The 18,222-nt window shown below is 37.0% G+C and carries 19 protein-coding genes; 2 read left to right on the top strand and 17 right to left on the bottom strand.

The window, feature by feature from the left end; translation table 11 throughout:
• Window positions 1-11: 11 nt before the first annotated feature.
• The 5 genes from ACYVHJ_RS24030 to ACYVHJ_RS24010 all read right to left on the bottom strand — a co-directional run bounded on the left by ACYVHJ_RS24030 (window position 12) and on the right by ACYVHJ_RS24010 (window position 7,905).
• Window positions 12-899, bottom strand: a complete 888-nt coding sequence (locus ACYVHJ_RS24030) for an acetoacetate decarboxylase family protein (RefSeq protein WP_460520339.1) — start codon at window positions 897-899, stop codon at window positions 12-14.
• A gap of 9 nt (window positions 900-908) precedes the next feature.
• On the bottom strand, window positions 909-1,922 hold the full coding sequence (locus tag ACYVHJ_RS24025) for an alpha/beta fold hydrolase (RefSeq protein WP_460520336.1): 1,014 nt from the start codon (window positions 1,920-1,922) through the stop codon (window positions 909-911).
• A 422-nt stretch (window positions 1,923-2,344) separates the two neighbouring features.
• Complete coding sequence (gene priA / locus ACYVHJ_RS24020; protein ID WP_460520332.1) at window positions 2,345-4,858, bottom strand: primosomal protein N'; 2,514 nt, start codon at window positions 4,856-4,858, stop codon at window positions 2,345-2,347.
• An 8-nt stretch (window positions 4,859-4,866) separates the two neighbouring features.
• On the bottom strand, window positions 4,867-6,900 hold the full coding sequence (locus tag ACYVHJ_RS24015; protein ID WP_460520329.1) for a thioredoxin domain-containing protein: 2,034 nt from the start codon (window positions 6,898-6,900) through the stop codon (window positions 4,867-4,869).
• Between the two features lie 21 nt (window positions 6,901-6,921).
• Entirely contained in the window at window positions 6,922-7,905 is a 984-nt protein-coding gene (locus ACYVHJ_RS24010; protein WP_460520326.1) for a GSCFA domain-containing protein, read from the bottom strand.
• Window positions 7,906-8,138: 233 nt separating this feature from the next.
• Here ACYVHJ_RS24010 and ACYVHJ_RS24005 point away from each other — a divergent pair, with 233 nt between their 5' ends.
• A complete protein-coding gene (locus ACYVHJ_RS24005; protein WP_339901962.1) occupies window positions 8,139-8,387 on the top strand; it encodes a hypothetical protein in 249 nt (82 codons plus the stop codon).
• Window positions 8,388-8,435: 48 nt separating this feature from the next.
• On the opposite strand, the gene rplI is transcribed toward ACYVHJ_RS24005, so the two are convergent.
• The 6 genes from rplI to apaG form a co-directional block, all read right to left on the bottom strand.
• Complete coding sequence (gene rplI, locus ACYVHJ_RS24000; protein WP_339901961.1) at window positions 8,436-8,879, bottom strand: 50S ribosomal protein L9; 444 nt, start codon at window positions 8,877-8,879, stop codon at window positions 8,436-8,438.
• Between the two features lie 38 nt (window positions 8,880-8,917).
• A complete protein-coding gene (gene rpsR, locus ACYVHJ_RS23995; protein WP_014022376.1) occupies window positions 8,918-9,169 on the bottom strand; it encodes a 30S ribosomal protein S18 in 252 nt (83 codons plus the stop codon).
• A complete protein-coding gene (gene rpsF / locus ACYVHJ_RS23990) occupies window positions 9,166-9,537 on the bottom strand; it encodes a 30S ribosomal protein S6 (RefSeq protein ID WP_339901960.1) in 372 nt (123 codons plus the stop codon). Before rpsF ends, rpsR begins: the two co-directional genes overlap by 4 nt.
• Before the next feature lie 79 nt (window positions 9,538-9,616).
• The gene (locus tag ACYVHJ_RS23985) at window positions 9,617-10,540 is read right to left on the bottom strand and encodes a coiled-coil domain-containing protein (RefSeq protein WP_339901959.1); all 924 of its coding nucleotides are present in this window, start codon (window positions 10,538-10,540) and stop codon (window positions 9,617-9,619) included.
• Window positions 10,541-10,979: 439 nt separating this feature from the next.
• Window positions 10,980-11,669 carry an O-methyltransferase gene (locus tag ACYVHJ_RS23980; protein WP_460520319.1) on the bottom strand — a complete coding sequence of 230 codons (690 nt, stop codon included), beginning with the start codon at window positions 11,667-11,669 and terminating at the stop codon, window positions 10,980-10,982.
• 94 nt (window positions 11,670-11,763) lie between these two features.
• On the bottom strand, window positions 11,764-12,150 hold the full coding sequence (apaG, locus tag ACYVHJ_RS23975) for a Co2+/Mg2+ efflux protein ApaG (protein ID WP_339901957.1): 387 nt from the start codon (window positions 12,148-12,150) through the stop codon (window positions 11,764-11,766).
• Between the two features lie 72 nt (window positions 12,151-12,222).
• On the opposite strand from apaG, the gene ung reads away from it, so the two are divergent.
• The gene (gene ung, locus ACYVHJ_RS23970) at window positions 12,223-12,885 is read left to right on the top strand and encodes a uracil-DNA glycosylase (RefSeq protein WP_460520316.1); all 663 of its coding nucleotides are present in this window, start codon (window positions 12,223-12,225) and stop codon (window positions 12,883-12,885) included.
• Window positions 12,886-13,202: 317 nt separating this feature from the next.
• On the opposite strand, the gene lepB is transcribed toward ung, so the two are convergent.
• The 6 genes from lepB to ACYVHJ_RS23940 are packed head-to-tail and all read right to left on the bottom strand — an operon-like array spanning window position 13,203 to window position 18,032.
• Complete coding sequence (lepB, locus tag ACYVHJ_RS23965; protein ID WP_460520313.1) at window positions 13,203-14,279, bottom strand: S26 family signal peptidase; 1,077 nt, start codon at window positions 14,277-14,279, stop codon at window positions 13,203-13,205.
• Window positions 14,280-14,289: 10 nt separating this feature from the next.
• On the bottom strand, window positions 14,290-15,015 hold the full coding sequence (dapB, locus tag ACYVHJ_RS23960; protein WP_339901954.1) for a 4-hydroxy-tetrahydrodipicolinate reductase: 726 nt from the start codon (window positions 15,013-15,015) through the stop codon (window positions 14,290-14,292).
• A gap of 1 nt (window position 15,016) precedes the next feature.
• On the bottom strand, window positions 15,017-15,604 hold the full coding sequence (locus ACYVHJ_RS23955) for a DUF5683 domain-containing protein (protein ID WP_339901953.1): 588 nt from the start codon (window positions 15,602-15,604) through the stop codon (window positions 15,017-15,019).
• Window positions 15,605-15,625: 21 nt separating this feature from the next.
• Window positions 15,626-16,549, bottom strand: coding sequence for a ParB/RepB/Spo0J family partition protein (locus ACYVHJ_RS23950; protein ID WP_339901952.1), 924 nt, complete (start codon window positions 16,547-16,549; stop codon window positions 15,626-15,628).
• Window positions 16,550-16,562: 13 nt separating this feature from the next.
• On the bottom strand, window positions 16,563-17,342 hold the full coding sequence (locus ACYVHJ_RS23945; protein ID WP_339901951.1) for a ParA family protein: 780 nt from the start codon (window positions 17,340-17,342) through the stop codon (window positions 16,563-16,565).
• A gap of 6 nt (window positions 17,343-17,348) precedes the next feature.
• Window positions 17,349-18,032: an MBL fold metallo-hydrolase gene (locus ACYVHJ_RS23940; RefSeq protein WP_460520307.1), complete on the bottom strand. Its 684-nt coding sequence runs from the start codon at window positions 18,030-18,032 to the stop codon at window positions 17,349-17,351.
• Between the last annotated feature and the right edge of the window lie 190 nt (window positions 18,033-18,222).

Below are 18,222 nucleotides of genomic sequence, written 5' to 3'. Positions count from 1 at the left end.
TAATTTTATTTTTATTTAATACGATATTTTTCATAATCAGTAATGGAAGGTGGGGCTAACCAATCCTCTGAATAACCCAATGGATACACCGATTCCAAACCTTCAGTCATTTCTTTGGGAGGTTCATCATAAGTCATAAACCAGCATTCAAAATGGTCATCCAAAATACCGTTTGTTTTAGGCATAAAAGTGGTGAAAAATGGATTCGGGTTTATGTCAATATCCTTCAAGGGAGCAACTTTTGGGTGGTCCCCTATGAAAAGGCTTCCCTTGGCCTTGCCCAAAAGATTGATTCCCGCTTTGGTTTCAAAATAAATGTAAGAGGCCATCAGCATATTTCTAAACCTGCAATAATTTGTCGCTCCAACCTTCAATTTAATAGAGGGAGATTTGGGTTTATCAATTTCAATTCGAAATGCAAATTGCCCATCTTTTTCGTACTGACTTGTCACCTGATCATCAGTAACTATAAAATCGAGATTCGCTTTATGCTTAGGCATGCCCCAAATTCCCTTGCCTCCCTTCACTGAAATTTCACTGCTTACCGGGAGGTCTAAGATATACTGCCCAGTCCCATAATGTCCCAGTAGCAATGTATTTAGAATTCTCGGTGCCGGTTTTGGTCCATGAGTACAAGCGATGGCTATACTGTACTCGATGTATTTACCTATACTGGTATCCAGGTAATTTATGATTGTAATCATCAGGGCAGCCCTTCCATTGGGCAACTTCATGGCATGGATTTCATTTCCAGGCAGTAAGGCATTGGCTTTTTCCCAGTCACAAGAAAAACCAGCCATCAAAGCGGGAGAATCTGAAGAGCTTACAGGCATGGTATAGGGTATGCCATCTACAAGGGCATACCTACCTGTATATTTTTTTATTCTTTTTGGTGGCATAATGATTTATCATCCAAGTTCTAGTTCATTAATCATTTTTGGGAACACATCTATGTGAGCATTTTTACCGAAAAACACATCCAAGTGACTGTAATTATCTAATAGGTATAATTTATGCAATCCGGGTTGTAATTTATTTAAATACTCAAAAGTGTTTTCCTGACTTTTAGGCAAAAAACATTTATTTTCCTTACCTGCAAACAATACAAACCTTGCTGATGTCTTGGGCGCTTCTTCTGTATAATCCCCTCCTCCCTTTTCAAAATGAACCAAGGCCCCATTTCTTACACACTTCTGTATGTGGTGAAAAAAGGACAGTGGAACGTGGGCAAATTCATATTGAATCCAATTTTTTGTTTTATCATCTATATTTTCAAGTTCCCACAATGCAGGAAACCCTGACCCGTAGGTGAAGCTAACCATTTTACCTACCAGTGAATCTTTCTCCCAATGCGTAGCTTTCACTACATTAAGCATTAGTTTAGACTTAAAATCTGGAGCTCTTAATCCCCATTGTGGGTCTAGAAATTTAAAAAATCTACTCACCAAAGGCACGAGTACATTTAATTTAATACCGGAATAAAATGGAACCACGGGATGTAAAGAAACCGCGTTGCTTATAATTAATTTCACTTCCGGAATAAGCCCTAAAATGGAGGAAATCATAAAACTGGTACTGCCTTGACAATGAATTATTGCCATTATTTCTTTAGCTCCTGTTCGTTCGATCACCTTTCTTACCGCTGCAGGATGATCATATTGAGCCACCTGATCCAAATTCCATTCATTGGGCTCAAATTGAATACTCCCTCTCCAATTTTCTAACCATACATCATATCCGGCTGCTTCAAGGGCATATATGATATTATTTTTGGATGGTGGGTTGAATATATTACTACTCACCCCGGCACCATGCACCAAAAGCACCGGACCTTTAGAGGCATTGGAAGACTTAAGATGCTTCAAGTCACATTGGAAGCCATCCAAAGATTCAAATGTTATGGTCTCAAAATAATGGCTCATTTATATAATTTTATCTTCATAAATTTAACAAAATAAAATTAACATCAAATGACTTATCTTAAAAAATACAACTAAAAATACTTAATAATATGCTATTTATACAGTAATTTATGGAGATGGGCAAATAAAGGAAGAAAGTAAAAAAAACTCAGTTTAACCCTATTAATATAAAAATATTGATAGACTAAGGAGTTTATGCATTTCAAAAAAATACCGTAATTTCCCTTTATTTTTGTCTGGTAATATTGACTAAATTTAAGCGCTCAATCCCCAAGTAACCCCCCCTTAAATATACCCGAAATAGTAAAACTATCAAGTTATGTTTTGGTAATAAAGCATACCTGGCTTACAGTTTGAATTTAAACCCAAAACCTGCCAGAATTATTTTAATACGTCCTAAAATCACATATGCCGAACACAAACTAAGATGGATCAACATCCACTAAAAATCTAACCGACCGAAAACGCTTGTCTCCCTGCAATGCTGAAATCTTGTGGGACATTTCATGCTTAAAATGTTCTTGGGCTTGTGAACTTCTTTCAAGTTTAATCCATATTTCAAAATGGAATAAATTTTTTATTTTACCAATCAGTGCTTTTTCAGGACCTAATATGATCTTCCTTCCATCAATATCAGAGAGTAAATTTTTCAATTGCGATGCAGCTGTTTCCGTAATTTTAAAATCCTTATGTTTGACAACAATTTTAATATTTTTGACAAAAGGAGGATAAAAAAATTGCCGTCTATCCCCCATTTCCTGTCGGTAAAATTCAGTATACTTACCCTCAATTATCTCCTTGAAAATCAGTTGATCAGGCCTTCTTGTTTGAACAATTACATTACCTGTTTTATTTCTTCTTCCGGCTCTTCCTGCTACTTGGGTAATTTGTTGGAAAGCCCTTTCTCCGGACCTAAAATCAGGGTAAAACAATATCCGATCCGCATCAACAATCCCTACCAAAGAAACCATGTCAAAATCAAGTCCCTTGGTAATCATTTGAGTCCCTACCAATATGTCAACATTGCCGGATCCAAATTCCTCTAAAATCTTTTGATAACCGTACTTACTACGTGTGGTATCCAAGTCCATTCTTAGTATTCTCGCTTCCGGAAACAATAGAGAAAGGTTCTCCTCTATCCTTTCGGTACCGGAACCAACTGTAGTGATTTTCTCACTTCCACAAGCCTGACATTTATTGGGAACCTTTTCTTTAAATCCACAATAATGACACCTCAATTCATTCTGGTATTGATGATAAGTTAAACTCACATCGCAATGTTCACACTCAGGGATCCAACCACATTCTTCACAAGAAATATAGGGCGCATATCCTCTCCTGTTTTGAAAAATAAGGACTTGTTCCTGATTGTTGAGCGCCTCTTGAATTTTCTCTCTCATCAGTCTGGTAAAATCCAGTTTAAGCAAGTTCTTTTTTTTGTCTTTCAGTATGTCTGCCAGGTGAAAATGAGGTAATTCTGCCCCTCCATAGCGTTTGTCCATTTTTACATATCCGTATTTACCATTCTGGGCATTGTAAAAACTTTCAAATGCCGGGGTGGCAGTACCCAAAACAGTTTTTGCCTGATGCAGCCATGCTAACATAATGGCAGCATCCCGGGCATGAAATCGAGGTGCAGGGTCAAATTGTTTGTAGGAAGGCTCATGTTCCTCATCTACTATAACCAGCCCTAAACTGTCGAAAGGTAAAAATAAAGAAGACCTTACACCAATAATAAAATTATACTTTCCGGATAACACCCCTTGCCAAACATCTACCCTTTCATTGTCTGAATACCTGGAATGAAAAATCCCCATTTTATCTCCAAACACCTTTTGAAGCCTTGAAACCAAATGCGTAGTCAAAGCAATCTCAGGCAATAACAGCAGTACCTGAGAACCGCTATCTAAAACATCATTGATTAACCTTATGTATATTTCTGTTTTCCCTGAGCCCGTAATTCCATGGAGAAGTACCGTAGATTTGTTGCCAAATTCATGCTGGATGGATTCATAGGCCTCCATTTGATCTTGTGAAAGCTCAATAGGTCGCTCATCAATTTTTATGGGATCAAAACGGCTTATTTTCACTTTAAAACTTTCAAAGACCTTATTTTTCACAAGGGTTTCAATAGATGAAGGAGAACAACCTGCATCTGTCAAAACTTTCTTTGACAATCCTTTTTCATTAAGTTCCTGGTTATTGAATACCGGTACTTGCTGTAGGTATTTGAGCAAGACATTTTCTTGCTTTTCTTTGCCTTTAATTTTTTCAAACAGCCCATTTAACTTATTGCTCTCCAATAAGTATTCAGGAGAAAAGCGCACCCTTGTTTCTGTTTTAGGGCTGTATTTTTCCTTAACCGATTCGTAAACAAGAATGGCTTTTTTTGCCAAGAGACTTTTTATAATTTTATGCAGGTCCTTGGCCACCACCAATGGCTCAAGCTGATCTACATTCATCTCCTGATTTTTCTCCAACACTTCTAATATGGCCAACTCCCTATCATCCATCGGGAAATTCGGGTTCTCTAGATCAAAGTCAGGATGAATTTGTACCTTACTTTCTGTAGAAAGTTTCAAGCCACTGGGCAAAGCTGCATTCATAACTTCGCCGATATGGCAGCAATAATAGCCCGCTATCCAGCCCCAGAATTTTATCTGTAAGGCATTGACTATGGGGTAATCATCCAGTAAGTCCAAGACGGGCTTGGCCTTATAGGCCTCAGGAGCTTTTTGGTGAACTTTAGCCACAATCCCCGTCAGGATTCTTTTTTTTCCAAATTGAACCATTACCCTATATCCAATTCCTATCTCATCCTGAATTTCCGGACTTACACTATAAGTAAATGCACGGGGTATAGGCACAGGCAGGATAATGTCTGCATACAAGTTTTTACTTGTTGAAGGGTAACTATGTCCAAAGAGATCTTCCACTATTCATCTTATTGTTTAGTCTTGGGCAATTTTGGCAGTTGCTGAATGGCAGCTTCTATGGTGTCAACAGGTTGCTTGCAAGTTTTATCAAAGCAAACATAAAAAGTAGATTTCTCCCCCATTTTATCCGCCAATATTGGAAGCACAATGTTTGCGTTGGTATCTGCAGCAACAATTGTATTGGGCCGGTAGGTTTTCTGGAGTGTTAAGCCAAGCTCGCTAGCCTCTTTTCCTGCAATTACCATTTCAGCAGTAGGTACCGATTGCTCTAAATAAAAGTTTGCCCAATTGGCTAGAAAATCCGGTTCTTTCATTAATATTTCACTAACCAACTGCAACATGCTCTTTGCTTGCGCAAGATAAGTATCCTTGTATAAATATAGCCCCAGTTGATGAAGATTTCTTGCCATTATTGAGTTGGAAGAAGGGATAACGTTGTCAAAAATCTCCTTCTTATTGGCGATCAACTTTTCAGTTTTAGGGTCATTAAAATAAAACATCCCATCTTCCTCATCGTAAAAATTTTCCATGACCTTCTGAGTTAGCCATTCCGCTCTGTTTAGCCAAAGTGGATCAAAAGAAATTTTATAAAGGGAAATAAAGCATTGGATTACTGCTCCATAGTCTTCCAAAAATGCAGGCGTGTAGGCTTCATTGTCTTTGTAATTTCTATACAGCACATTTTCAATGACCATGTGGTTCCAAATGAAATTCCCACTCGCTAAAGCAGTATTTCTAATTTCTTCCTCACCAATTGCCAGATAGGCATGACATAATCCATCAATTATCCATCCATTCCAACCACTGATGATTTTATCATCCAATCCCGGCTTGGTCCTAAGCGTCCTTTTTGATAATAATCTTTGTTTTACTTCTGTCAATTTGTATTGAAAAGCATCAAGAGTAAATCCAAAATTCTCAGCAACTTCTGTATAGGATTTGGTCTGAAAAAGTAGATTTACATTGGGCTCCCAATTCCCTTGCCTTTTAATTCCATACAATTGGCAAAACCAATCCAAATCCCCCCCTAGCTCATCTTCCAACTCAGAATATGTCCAAGTATAAAATTTCCCTTCCTCTCCCTCACTATCTGCATCCATTGCAGCGTAAAAACCCATTTCAGGGCTACACATTTCATTAAGTAGCCAGCTTATTGTTTCAATAACTTTTTCTTTAAAAAGGGCATTAGAATTGTATTGGTAAGCTTTACTATAGAGACTCAGCAACTGACCATTGTCATATAACATTTTTTCAAAATGAGGCACAAACCACTTACCATCCACACTATACCTGCAAAAACCACCACTCAAGTGATCATAAATACTTCCCATACCCATTTTTTCCAAGGTAAAACAAACCTTTTCACCCAAGTCTTTTTGATCATCCAAAATGGCCATGTCCAATAAAAAGCTCCAAATTGTAGGCATTGGAAATTTCGGCACTCTTTTCATTCCTCCCCATTCAGGGTCAAATCCCTTCGCCAGTTTTCTAGCCAGCTCCCTAGCATTCTCCGGTAAAAAACCAGTATTTCTTTTCTTTAAACCATATTTGTCTATTACGGACCGTTCGATACTTTGGCCAAAGCCTTCTGCACTTTTTACTAGTTCCTTGTATTCTTGAGAAAAAGCCCGGGCAACTCCTGAAAGCACTTTTATCCATTGATCTTTTGTGAAATAAGTCCCTCCATAGAAAGGTTTCTGATTGGGAAGCAAAAACACATTAAGTGGCCAGCCCCCCTGTAAGCCCATTACCTGTACTGCTTCCATATAAATATTATCCAGGTCAGGCCTTTCTTCCCTATCAATTTTTATGCATATAAAATGGGCATTCATCAAGTCCGCTACTTCCAGGTCTTCAAAGCTTTCCCTTTCCATAACATGGCACCAATGACAAGCTGAATACCCAATACTAACCAGTATAGGTTTGTTCTCAAGCTTCGCTTTATCGAGTGCCTCTTTTGACCAAGGGTACCATTCTACCGGATTATGGGCATGCTGTTGTAAGTATATACTTTTACTATTTATCAGTTGATTGGCGTTCATACTTCCGGTAATAAAATACTATTAAAACAACTTCAGCTGTTCCTCAATGGATTGTTTCTCATGGGAAAAATCGAGATTTTCAGGCATCAAAGAAATCAATTCTTTTAGTTTTAGAAGAAATTTTTGATGGGCTTGAGACTGAGGATTGAATGGTCGATGTTTAAGGTTACGTTTTATTTGATCAACATGTTGAATCAAGTCTTTGGTTTCCTCATTGAAAAAAGCAGTTTGAAATTGCTCCCATATATACTCCTCAGCCATGAAACTGGGATGAATCATATCGTCCTTATAAAAGCGGTAATCTCGGAGGTCATCCATCATTATTTCATAGGCCGGAAAATAATAAATCTCAGGATAGGCTGCTACCAATTGGTGGCAAAGTATATTGAGCAAGCTCTTACTTAGCTGATTTTGACTAATTCCATCTTTGATATGGCGCACCGGACTCACTGTTAAAACCACTTGAATACCCGGGTTAATTAACAAAATATTTTGATAAAAAGCATTAAAGCCTTCCATCATTTCATCCAAGCCTAAAAGGCTTTTTGAAAAATACTTTTGTGGCTGTTTGTGGCAATTGGCTACTATACTACCATTTTCCAGTAAGCGATAAACAAAGGCCGTCCCTAGCGTTATAAATAAATGAGTAGCAGATTCTAACTGTTCACTTACCTTAATACGGGTTCCTCCAATTTTCATTTCAAGCGCTTCAACGGAAGTACCACTAAAAGAGGAATGAAGCTGGTAATGAAAAAAATGATCATGTCTATTTAAATACAAGTCAGGATCCAAAGGCTTACCCGTAATTGACTTTATTAAAAGATTAAAAATAGATGCGGGGTTGAATGTTGTCCCATAGGGGTTCACTAAGGCATTGAATTTACAATCAAGTAACCTTTCTCCTATCACTTCTGAAAAGCAAGATCCTATGGTAATTATATTTGATGAATGGTGAATTCCTTTGTCACACTGCTTAAAGCGGAAAGTAGTTCTAAAACTTTTCATTGTTGAATCAATTAAATAAAATGAACCTTAATTGAGGTCTGAATTAAAGATCAAATTAATGAAAATATGAGGGAATGGAAACCTAAGTTGAAAAGGAATCTATATTTATATTATCTACAACCATACACTCTATTAAATATGGATAAGAAATATTTTTTGAGTAAAATTTCAATATTTAATAATTATTGATAATATTGTTAAAAAATTTACTATAACCTTTAACAAATAATAAAATGGATTCAGCACTTTTAGAAAAATCTGTAGAGCACACCATCGAAAAACTTAACAAATTAAAAATCAATGAAGAATTGGCTGCTGAGTTGAAGTGGTGTTTAGGCAGTTATCGGTTTGACCATAATCCTGATGGTCTAAAAATGAAATCAATGCTTGCATTGGAACTTTTGAAAGAGGCTAAAAGTAAGAGCATCCGATCTGTTTCCAAAAAGTTAATAGCCGACTTAGAGAAAGCCATTGTAAACTAAAAAAGCCAGGACAAACCTGGCTTTTTTAATTCAATATTTTAGTTGTAACTATTCAGCTACGACCACAAACTTCACATTGGTTTTGACTTCTCTGTGAAGATCAATTTCAGCTTCGTATTCACCTGAAGTAGTAACCGGCTGGTTGATAGATATTTTCTTACGGTCAATATCAATATTTTTCTCTGCCAAAGCATCAGAAAGTTGCAAAGTTGTCACTTTTCCGAAAATCTTTCCGGAATCGCCTATTTTTGCTTTAATTTCTAACGTGATGCTTTCTAACTTAGCCGCTACAGCTTCAGCTTCTGATTTAATTTTTTCTGCTTTATGGGCTGCTTGCTTAATATTTTCTTGCAAAATCTTCTTGTTTGAAGAGGTAGCAAGTAAAGCAAAGCCCTGAGGTATTAGGTAATTTCTTCCATAACCTGGTTTTACATCTACCAAGTCATTTTTATACCCTAGTCCTTTTATATCTGTTTTTAAGATAACTTCCATTGTTAAAATATTTTATTAGGTGAAGGATTACAGACAAACTATTTCAAGCCGTCTGCTACGTAAGGCAATAATGCCAAATGTCTGGCTTTCTTAATGGCCTGAGCAACCTTTCTCTGAAATTTTGCAGAGTTACCTGTCAATCTTCTAGGAAGAATTTTACCTTGTTCGTTCACAAATTTAAGCAAGAAGTTAGGATCTTTATAATCGATATACTTGATACCTAATTTTCTAAACCTACAGTATTTTTTTCTGTTTTGCTCTCTGTTGATTGGTTCGTTTTTTAATGTCATTTTGCTGGCTCCTCCTTAGCTTCAGATTTTTTATTGAATTCACCTTTTCTTCTTCTTTCTGCGTATTTCAAACCATGTTTGTCCATAACAGTCGTAAGAAACCTCAATACGGTCTCATCTCTTCTGAAATTTATCTCATACTTCTGAATTGCAGATGGATCAGCTTTGTACTCAACCAATACATAAAATCCGGTAGTTTTCTTTTGGATAGGATAAGCCAATTTTTTTAGGCCCCAGTTCTCAACATTTACTACCTCTGCTCCCAATTCCTTTAACAAGCCTACATACTTGTCTACGGTATCCTTCATCTGAACTTCAGACAAAACGGGAGTAAGGATGAATACCGTTTCATAATTTTTTTGGAACATTCTTTTTAACTTTTGTTTAATAATTTAAAACAGTTTGCAAAATTAAGCTAAATGCCCAAATAATCAAAAAAATACGCTTTTATTTTATTTCAAAACTACTTTCACCTATTTCCCAACCATCGGAAAAAATTTTGACCACATAGTTTCCCTTGACATAATCGGACCCTTTCTCATAAAAATAAGTCAATTGCTGTTGGGTATTATTAAAAACAAAATCTTGCTTCAAAGTATAAAAATGCTCTTTACCATTTAACTCAAAGGTACCCGAACCCTTGGCTATGTCAAATATCACTTGCCCATTGGGAGACAAAACCTGAATGAAAACATCTCTCATACCGGTTTCAGCCACTTTATTGTCTGAAATATTAAAAGAAACCTTCAATTTTGAAAGTTGTCTGTTCCTAAATTCTCCTTCCCTCTCTCTACCCCTGGAATTTACAGCAGCCACAACAATGTTTTCGGCTTTCAGTTGAGAAGCAAGATTCACTTTTTTTTCAAGATCATCTGTCTTCTTGTTTATTTTGGCCATTTCCTCCTCAATCTCAAACTTGTCTGATTTTAACTCTTTATTCTCAGAAAAAAGCTGCACATTTTGGGCTTTCAATCGAACAATATCTGCATCCTTTTCTTCCAATAAGGTTAAATAACTATCGATTTGAGCATTCAACCTGGCAATATCATTGGCGGACCTGTTTTTATCTAGCTTTCGCTCTCTTTCCAACTGCTGTTTGACCTTAACCAGGGCTTCAACATCCCCATTAAGGCTGATAATTTCGTTAATTCTAACATCCAATTCTCTTGTAACAGAATCAAGTCTGGTATTCAACTGATTGTTTTCTTCAGTCAAATGAGTTACCTCTTCATTGATTCTAGATTTTTCACGGTGATCATTTAAAAGTCTCCACCCACTAAGAATTACTAAAATTACCAAAACGATAATTAGAATATTTTTTCCTTTGTCTACATTTATACTGCTTTTATTATTATTCTCTCCTTCACTCATACAAATAAAAACACTTTACAATTGCATACTTCATTTTTACCGCGACATTTACTTACGTTCATATATCTTACTAAGCCTATCAATTATCAGACCAATATTTTTTTCGCTTTCTGCTTTAAATATTCCTCATAAATCAACATCAGCCTCTTTTTATCCTTACGATTAACCAGCAATTTACATGGCATATCAAGGAATCAAGCTAAATGACCAAATTATAATGTTTTTACAAAGTATGCAACCCAATAGCATGGTAAAAAAAGCTGGCATTTTTTTACCATGCCTAAAGGTTCATAGATTACTAAAGTTGATTTCCACTGCTACATTAAAACAATAATACCAACTAGCAACCAAGGACTTTAAAATCATCCAGATTTGACTAAAATTGAAAAAAGGATGAATTAGGCATAGAAAACCAAGTCAAGTTTTACCTATACCTAATTTAAATATTTAGGATATAGTCATTTCTAACTCCATGCTTACCAAAAAATAATACACCACAGTCAAAAAAATCAATGCTTTCGGTTACAGATGGGTAATTTTTTAATTCTTGCCAGGCTTTTTTCATCTGCTTCGACCAGTGGATGTCTGCAATTACCAAAATACTTTCCGCATGTAATTTCGGTACTATTTGTTTAAAATAATCTATTGTGGGAACATACCTATGGTTGGCATCTATCAAAACAAAATCTACGCTATTCAAGGCCAATAAGGACATCCTAAGGGTCTCATTTAGATTCCCTGTCACCAAGTTTATATGGGATTCTTGGGACAGGTGCTCACGCGCCAACCCCGTCAGTATGGGATCCCCTTCATAGCTATACAGTTCCCCTTTGCAAACAGCTGCGAGGTAAGCCGTATTGATCCCCAAAGATGTTCCAAGTTCCAAAACAGTATTGGCCGGACTAAGTTTACAAAGAAACTGATACAAAAGTGAAAATTTCAGAGGGCTACTTACATGTTTTGCAATAACAGCCACTTTTTGCTTTTGTCCCTTACTCCACCTGGATCCTGCACCATAATCGGTTCGAAGAATTTCTTGATTAGAGGAAAGAAATTTCTTTCTTAGTCTTTCAATTTTCGGGTTACCGCTTTTATTTTCTTTCAGGTAAGATTTTAAATCTTTATACAAATTAAAATAATAAGGTGAATGTAAGCTGTGTTGATCTTCTTTGTGCAAAAAATAAAGAAAATACTCCCGAATGTGGAAAAGCATTATTGAAAGATCAATTGTTGAAAATATTGGCGATAAGTTGGAATTCCGGAATGGTTACAGTTAGCATTTTACCATCGTTTAATTTTTCAACATAAAAATTACCTTTCATTTTACCCATTCCTGATTTGATTGTACATCCAGATAAATAGGTATGCGTATTTCCGGGTTCCAATACAGGCTGCTGACCAACCACACCTTCTCCTTCCACAAGCTTAAGACTTTCTGCAGCATCATGAATTTCCCACCTTCTTCGAAGCAATTGTACCGTAAAAGGATTGCAATTTTGAATGGTCACCTTATAGGTGAACACAAAATGATGCATATTAGGGTTCGAAAACTCTTTCTGGTAGCTTGCTTCCACACTTATTTTTATCCCTTCTGTTATTGCAGTTGCCATTTAGTTTTTTTAATACAAAACTTATCCGAAATTTGAATCCTTAATTCAAATATACCAATAGAAAACCTATTTATGAACGTCAAAATAGAAAATAGTTGGAAACAATTAATGGGAGATGAGTTTTCAAAGCCTTACTTTGAATCATTGGTGAATTTTGTTAAAACAGAATATGAAACCAAAACGATCTATCCCAAGGGTGATTCCATCTTTAAAGCTTTTGACTTGTGTCCGGTAGAAAAAGTCAAAGTAGTTATTCTAGGGCAAGATCCTTATCACGGTCCCGGACAGGCGCATGGTTTGGCATTTTCTGTGAAGGAGGGAATTCCCTTTCCTCCATCACTGTTGAATATTTTTAAGGAGCTAAAGAGTGATCTCAATCTACCTTTTCCTTCCAATGGGAATCTGGAAAGATGGGCTAAACAAGGGGTCTTATTGCTGAATGCTACACTTACAGTGGAAGCACACAAGGCGGGGAGCCATCAGAAAAAAGGCTGGGAAACCTTTACTACTGCGGTGATTGAAAAATTGGCTGCACATAAATCCAACCTAGTGTTTTTGCTTTGGGGGGCTTATGCCCAAAAGAAGGCAGTAGTCATACCCGCTGATAAACACTTCAAATTACAATCTCCGCATCCAAGTCCATTATCTGCTCATAGGGGATTTTTAGGTTGCAAACATTTTAGCCAAACCAATGCTTACTTGACTAAAAATGGAGTAGCCCCAATTCAATGGTAACCCATACTTTTGATAATAATGATTAAAACAAAACAGCCAATATGATTTAATTAACTAAAAACCAGCTATTTACCTCTTTTTTACAATTTCACCATAGCAATGCTATGCTATAATCCCTATACAGCTGATTTTCTTGTGATTGCAACCCTCCCCTTAAGAAAGTTCAGCAGATATCATTAACACTATGGCTTAATCCGGGTTTAATAGACGCTAAACACAAAATCCCCAGACCATTGTATCGTCCGGGGATTTGTTTGTTGTGAACTAGCAATTTATTTTAGAATTGAACTTTTAAATTGCTACACCAAGATATATTATCAATTAATGGGTTTAAAAAATCTGTCCCATCTGATTTTGTTAAACATGGTTTTGTGTTTTTCTAAAGACAACCAGAGGAACCAGGCCTTTCCTACTACGTGATCTTCAGGCACAAATCCCCAAAACCTTGAATCTAGGGAATCGTGTCTGTTATCTCCCATCATGAAATAATAATTTTGATTAAAGGTATAGGTCTGTTGTTCCACCCCATCGATAAACAATTTATTGTCTTCTACAGTAACATTTTCATGCCCTTCAAACTTTTCAATGGTAAAAGAGTATTTCCTAACATTCTCTTCATCAAGGGTGATGGTTTTCCCTTTTGCCGGTACTTCTAGGGGACCAAAATTATCCTTATTCCATTTAAAGTAGGCTCCATCGGGGAATATATTGGCATCCCCTTGCCCCGGTTTACTGATCCTTTTTTGAATGGAAGATATGGCCGGAGATTGTTCAAGCTCCTTGATCATTGCATCTGTAGCAAAGACAAAATAGCCAGAATTATCAGAAAATGGATAGTAGCTATCAGGGTTAATGCCATACCTGTCAAAAAACTCCGCATTCAAAGGTCTATTGACAATGACATCATATGAAAACTGCATTTCTTCCGGGTTTTCACTGGCCTTTCCATTGACATACAATTGCGCTTCCTTTATTTCCAGGACATCTCCCGGAATAGCCACAGCCCGCTTGATATAATTGGTCTTCAAATCCACGGGGTATTGAAATTCCTCCGGAAAGTTAAATACCACCACATCATTTCTTTTGATGGAAGTAAAGCCGGGTAACCTGTAATAGGGCAATTGAATGGCTTCAGAATAAGACTTTAGCTCTGTACCCCAAATTTTTTGGTGGGTCAGCGGAACTTGAAGAATGGTTTTCGGTACCCTGGTACCATAGTGCATTTTACTTACAAATAGAAAATCCCCCACCAACAGAGATTTTTCCATTGAAGCTGTGGGGATGGTAAAAGGTTCCAATAGCAACCACCTGATTAAACTTGCTGCAATAACGGCAAAAAGCAATGCATCAATCCATTCTCTGGAAGCTGATTTTTTGTTTTTTTCTTGACTCATTTTTTATTAATTAAAAATCCAAAAAATCATTCATTGATAAAACACCTTTATTACCGGGTAGCCATTCTGCCACCAATACAGCCCCCAACGCGAAACCTTTTCTATTGTGTGCGGTATGGTTTATGGTAATATCATCAATTTCGGACGTATAGGATACAATATGTGTTCCCGGAGCCGGGTCAATTCTTTTAGAAGTAATGGGCAGCACTCCTTCATCAGTTTGGCCATCACCTTCTTTTAATTTCCACTTGGAATATCTTTTGTTATTATTGATCAATCCTTCAGCCAAGGTTATGGCAGTACCGCTTGGCGCATCTTTCTTTTCTGTATGATGGATTTCTTCCAGGTCGGCTTGATATGCTGTCTGATCATTCATCAATTTGGCAAGGAAGGCATTGACCTTAAAAAAGATATTTACACCTATGCTGAAATTTGAAGCATAGAAGAGAGCGCCGTTCTTTTGGGCACATAGCTCAGTCATCGCCTCTTTCTCATCCATCCACCCTGTTGTTCCCACCACCACCGGCACATGGTGTTGCATGCACCAGGTAATATTACCTACTGCAGAACTTGGTTGGCTAAATTCGATGGCAACATCTATTTCATCTGTATTCAAATGATCCAGATCTGCCACATTTTCAATATTAATTTTGGCCACAATACGATGGCCTCTTTCCTCAGCCATTTGGGAGATAATTTTCCCCATTTTTCCGTAGCCTAATATCAGAATATTCATATTAAAATTTTATTTTTAATGAAAGCCCAATGGCATTATTATTGGCCAACATGGGCTCCATACTTGGTTCAAGATTGAAGGTAAGGTCATCACTAACATCGAATCCCGAGAGATGGGCATCTACAAAAGCATCTACAGCCCCTAAAGCATATATGGCTCCAAAAACCATGTACATGGCATCTCTGTTTCTCCTCCAGTAATTGACATTTCTTATAATTCCATCTTCATTTAAATTGGGAAAAGGGTTGGTTTCTGTACCCTCCCTTACTATCTCCAAGGCAGCAATAAATTCTTTGTACCTTCTATTGTTAAAGTTCAAAAAATAAATTGCCGTAGAAACGCCACTGTAAAGTAAAGGTAATTTCCAGACTTTTTCATTATAAACCTGACCTGCTCCAGGGAAAATTAAAGACAAATAGATCGCTTTTTTAGGATCTTTAACATTTTTAGGCGCTTCAATACCTATAGAGTCGGTCAGGGATGTATTGCTATCTATTTCTTGAGCATTTACAGAATGAACCAGAAAAAGACACAAAAATCCTAAAACAATATGCAATTGGTTTGTTTTAGGATTAATTTTATTTGCCATAATGAAAAATCGGCATTTCACTTAGATCAATTCTAAAATTTCCAAGATCCTGTTAAGGTCACTGGTAGAGTGAAAGGGAATCTTAATTTCACCCTTGTCTTTTTTGTCGGACTTTAAAGAAACCTTGGTACCAAAATGTGAAGCCAATTTCTGCTGAAGCTTATTGATCTCATATTTTTTTACAGGATCTAAAGCTTCTTTCTCTTTATCTGCTTTTTTAGGGGATCCATCATTCAATTCCTTAACCAAGGCTTCCACCTTCCTTACACTCAACTCTTCTTCCACCGTCTTTTTAAAGATGGCAAGTTGTTTGTCTACATCCTCAATATTAATCAATGCCCTGGCATGACCCATACTGATTTTTTGATCCCTAATACCGGCTTGAATATCCGGTGGCAATTTCAATAAACGAAGGTAATTGTTTACGGTAGTCCGATTCTTACCTACCCTATCCCCAAGTTGTTCTTGTTTAAGTTCACATTCTGCCAATAGTCTCTGGTAGGAATGCGCAATTTCCAAGGCATTAAGATTTTCCCTTTGAATGTTTTCAATTAGGGCCATTTCCAGCATTTGCTGGTCATTGGCTGTCCGAACGTAGGCAGGGATCTGTTTGAGTCCGGCGAGTTTGGAAGCTTGAAACCTTCTTTCCCCTGAAATCAACTGATATTCATTATCAGCAAGTCTTCTTACAGTAATGGGCTGAATAATCCCTTGTACTTTTATAGAGTCCGACAGCTCTTCTAAGGCCGTCTTATCAAAATGGGTTCTAGGTTGGTAAGGGTTTACCTGAACTTCTTCTAAAGGCACTTCAAAAATTCCTGCTACAGGGTTTTGTTTTTCACTATTGTCGCCACTTTTCTCCTTTCCGGGAGAATCTTTCAACAAGGCACCCAAACCTTTACCCAAGGCACCTCTTTTTTTAACATTTGATTTATTAACAGCCATTGTTATTATTTATTCAATTTTCTTTCGCCATACCATTTTTAATGGCAATTTCATTGGCCAAATTTAAGTAGGCAACAGCTCCTTTCCCTGTGGCATCAAAAGCCACTACCGGCATACCAAAGCTAGGTGACTCACTTAATTTAACATTCCTAGGAATAATGGTATCGAAAGTCATGTCCTTAAAATGCATGCGTACTTCTTCCACAACTTGGTTGGATAGTCTTAGTCTAACGTCATACATTGTCAATAGTATACCTTCAATCTCAAGTTCTTGATTTAACCTGGTTTGAATAATTTTGATTGTATTCAATAATTTACCCAAACCCTCCAATGCAAAGTATTCACATTGAACAGGTATTACTACAGAATTTGAAGCGGTCAATGCATTGATTGTGATTAGCCCTAGAGAGGGTGAACAATCGATGATGATGAAATCATATCGATCCCTTACTTCCTGAATCACACTCCGCATCTTCTCCTCCCTGTCCTCCAGGTTTACCATTTCCACTTCCGCTCCTACCAGGTCTATATGTGAAGGCACCAAATCCAAATGATCGATTTCAGTAGATATAATGATTTCATTGATATCACTTTCATTGACCATACATTCATAAATGCTTGTTTCTATTTCCTTAGGATCAAAGCCTAGCCCAGACGTGGTATTGGCCTGGGGATCTGCATCGATCACCAAGGTTTTGTACTCTAACACAGCCAAACTGGCTGCAAGATTCATGGCAGTAGTGGTTTTTCCTACGCCTCCTTTTTGGTTGGCTATTGCGATTACTTTTCCCATTGTCTTTTATAGCGAAATACTTTCTCCTATGTTTAGCAAAATCAATTCTTTCCCACTTTTTTCTGCCTCTCTTTTTACTTTAATTTTATCTATTCTAATTGGTTCAAATGTATCATAGTGCATGCCAATAATTTTATCGGTCCCAACAAATTCAGCAGCCTTTAATGCATCGGTAATACCCATGGTAAAGTTATCCCCAATTGGTAAAATTGCAAAATCAATGTCAAATGATTCTCCAATTAATTTCATGTCATAACTCAAAGCGGTATCACCTGCGAAATAAAAGGTGCCCTGCGCCGACTCAATTACAAACCCACCGGGATTTCCACCGTATGAACCATCCGGAAGGGCGCTGCTATGGATGGCATTCACATACTTGACATTTCCAAAATCGAATGCCTTGGCCCCACCATGATTCATCCCCCATACATTTTTGACTCCTTTGTTCTGATACCAGGTTACGATTTCAAAATTTGAAACCAATGTGGCCTTGTTGTTTGTAACAATTTTTTCCACATCGAAAACATGATCTTCATGTCCATGACTGACCAAAACATAATCTGCTTTGATCTTATCAATTTCAATGTTGGAGGCAAGGGAATTGGGTGAAATAAAGGGATCAAATATCAGTGATTTCCCTCCTATTTCCACCAAGAAAGTCGAATGACCAAAATACTTCAGTTCAATCATAGATTATTTTGAATTTCGATTTTTCATGCGATTACAAATATATCATTTTAATCCGAACTATGACCAGCCAGCCCAATGGATCCGAAAGTTAATAATAGATAAAAAGGGAAAGAATCTTAACAACAACCCTATTAAGCACTTAATTATTAACTCTTTACAACAAGCATTAAAGAATTACACAGAAGGCGAA

Source organism: Cyclobacterium sediminis (genome assembly GCF_054781075.1).
The sequence above is the reverse complement of the archived record's forward strand: the minus strand, read 5'-3'. Positions and strand labels throughout refer to the sequence as shown.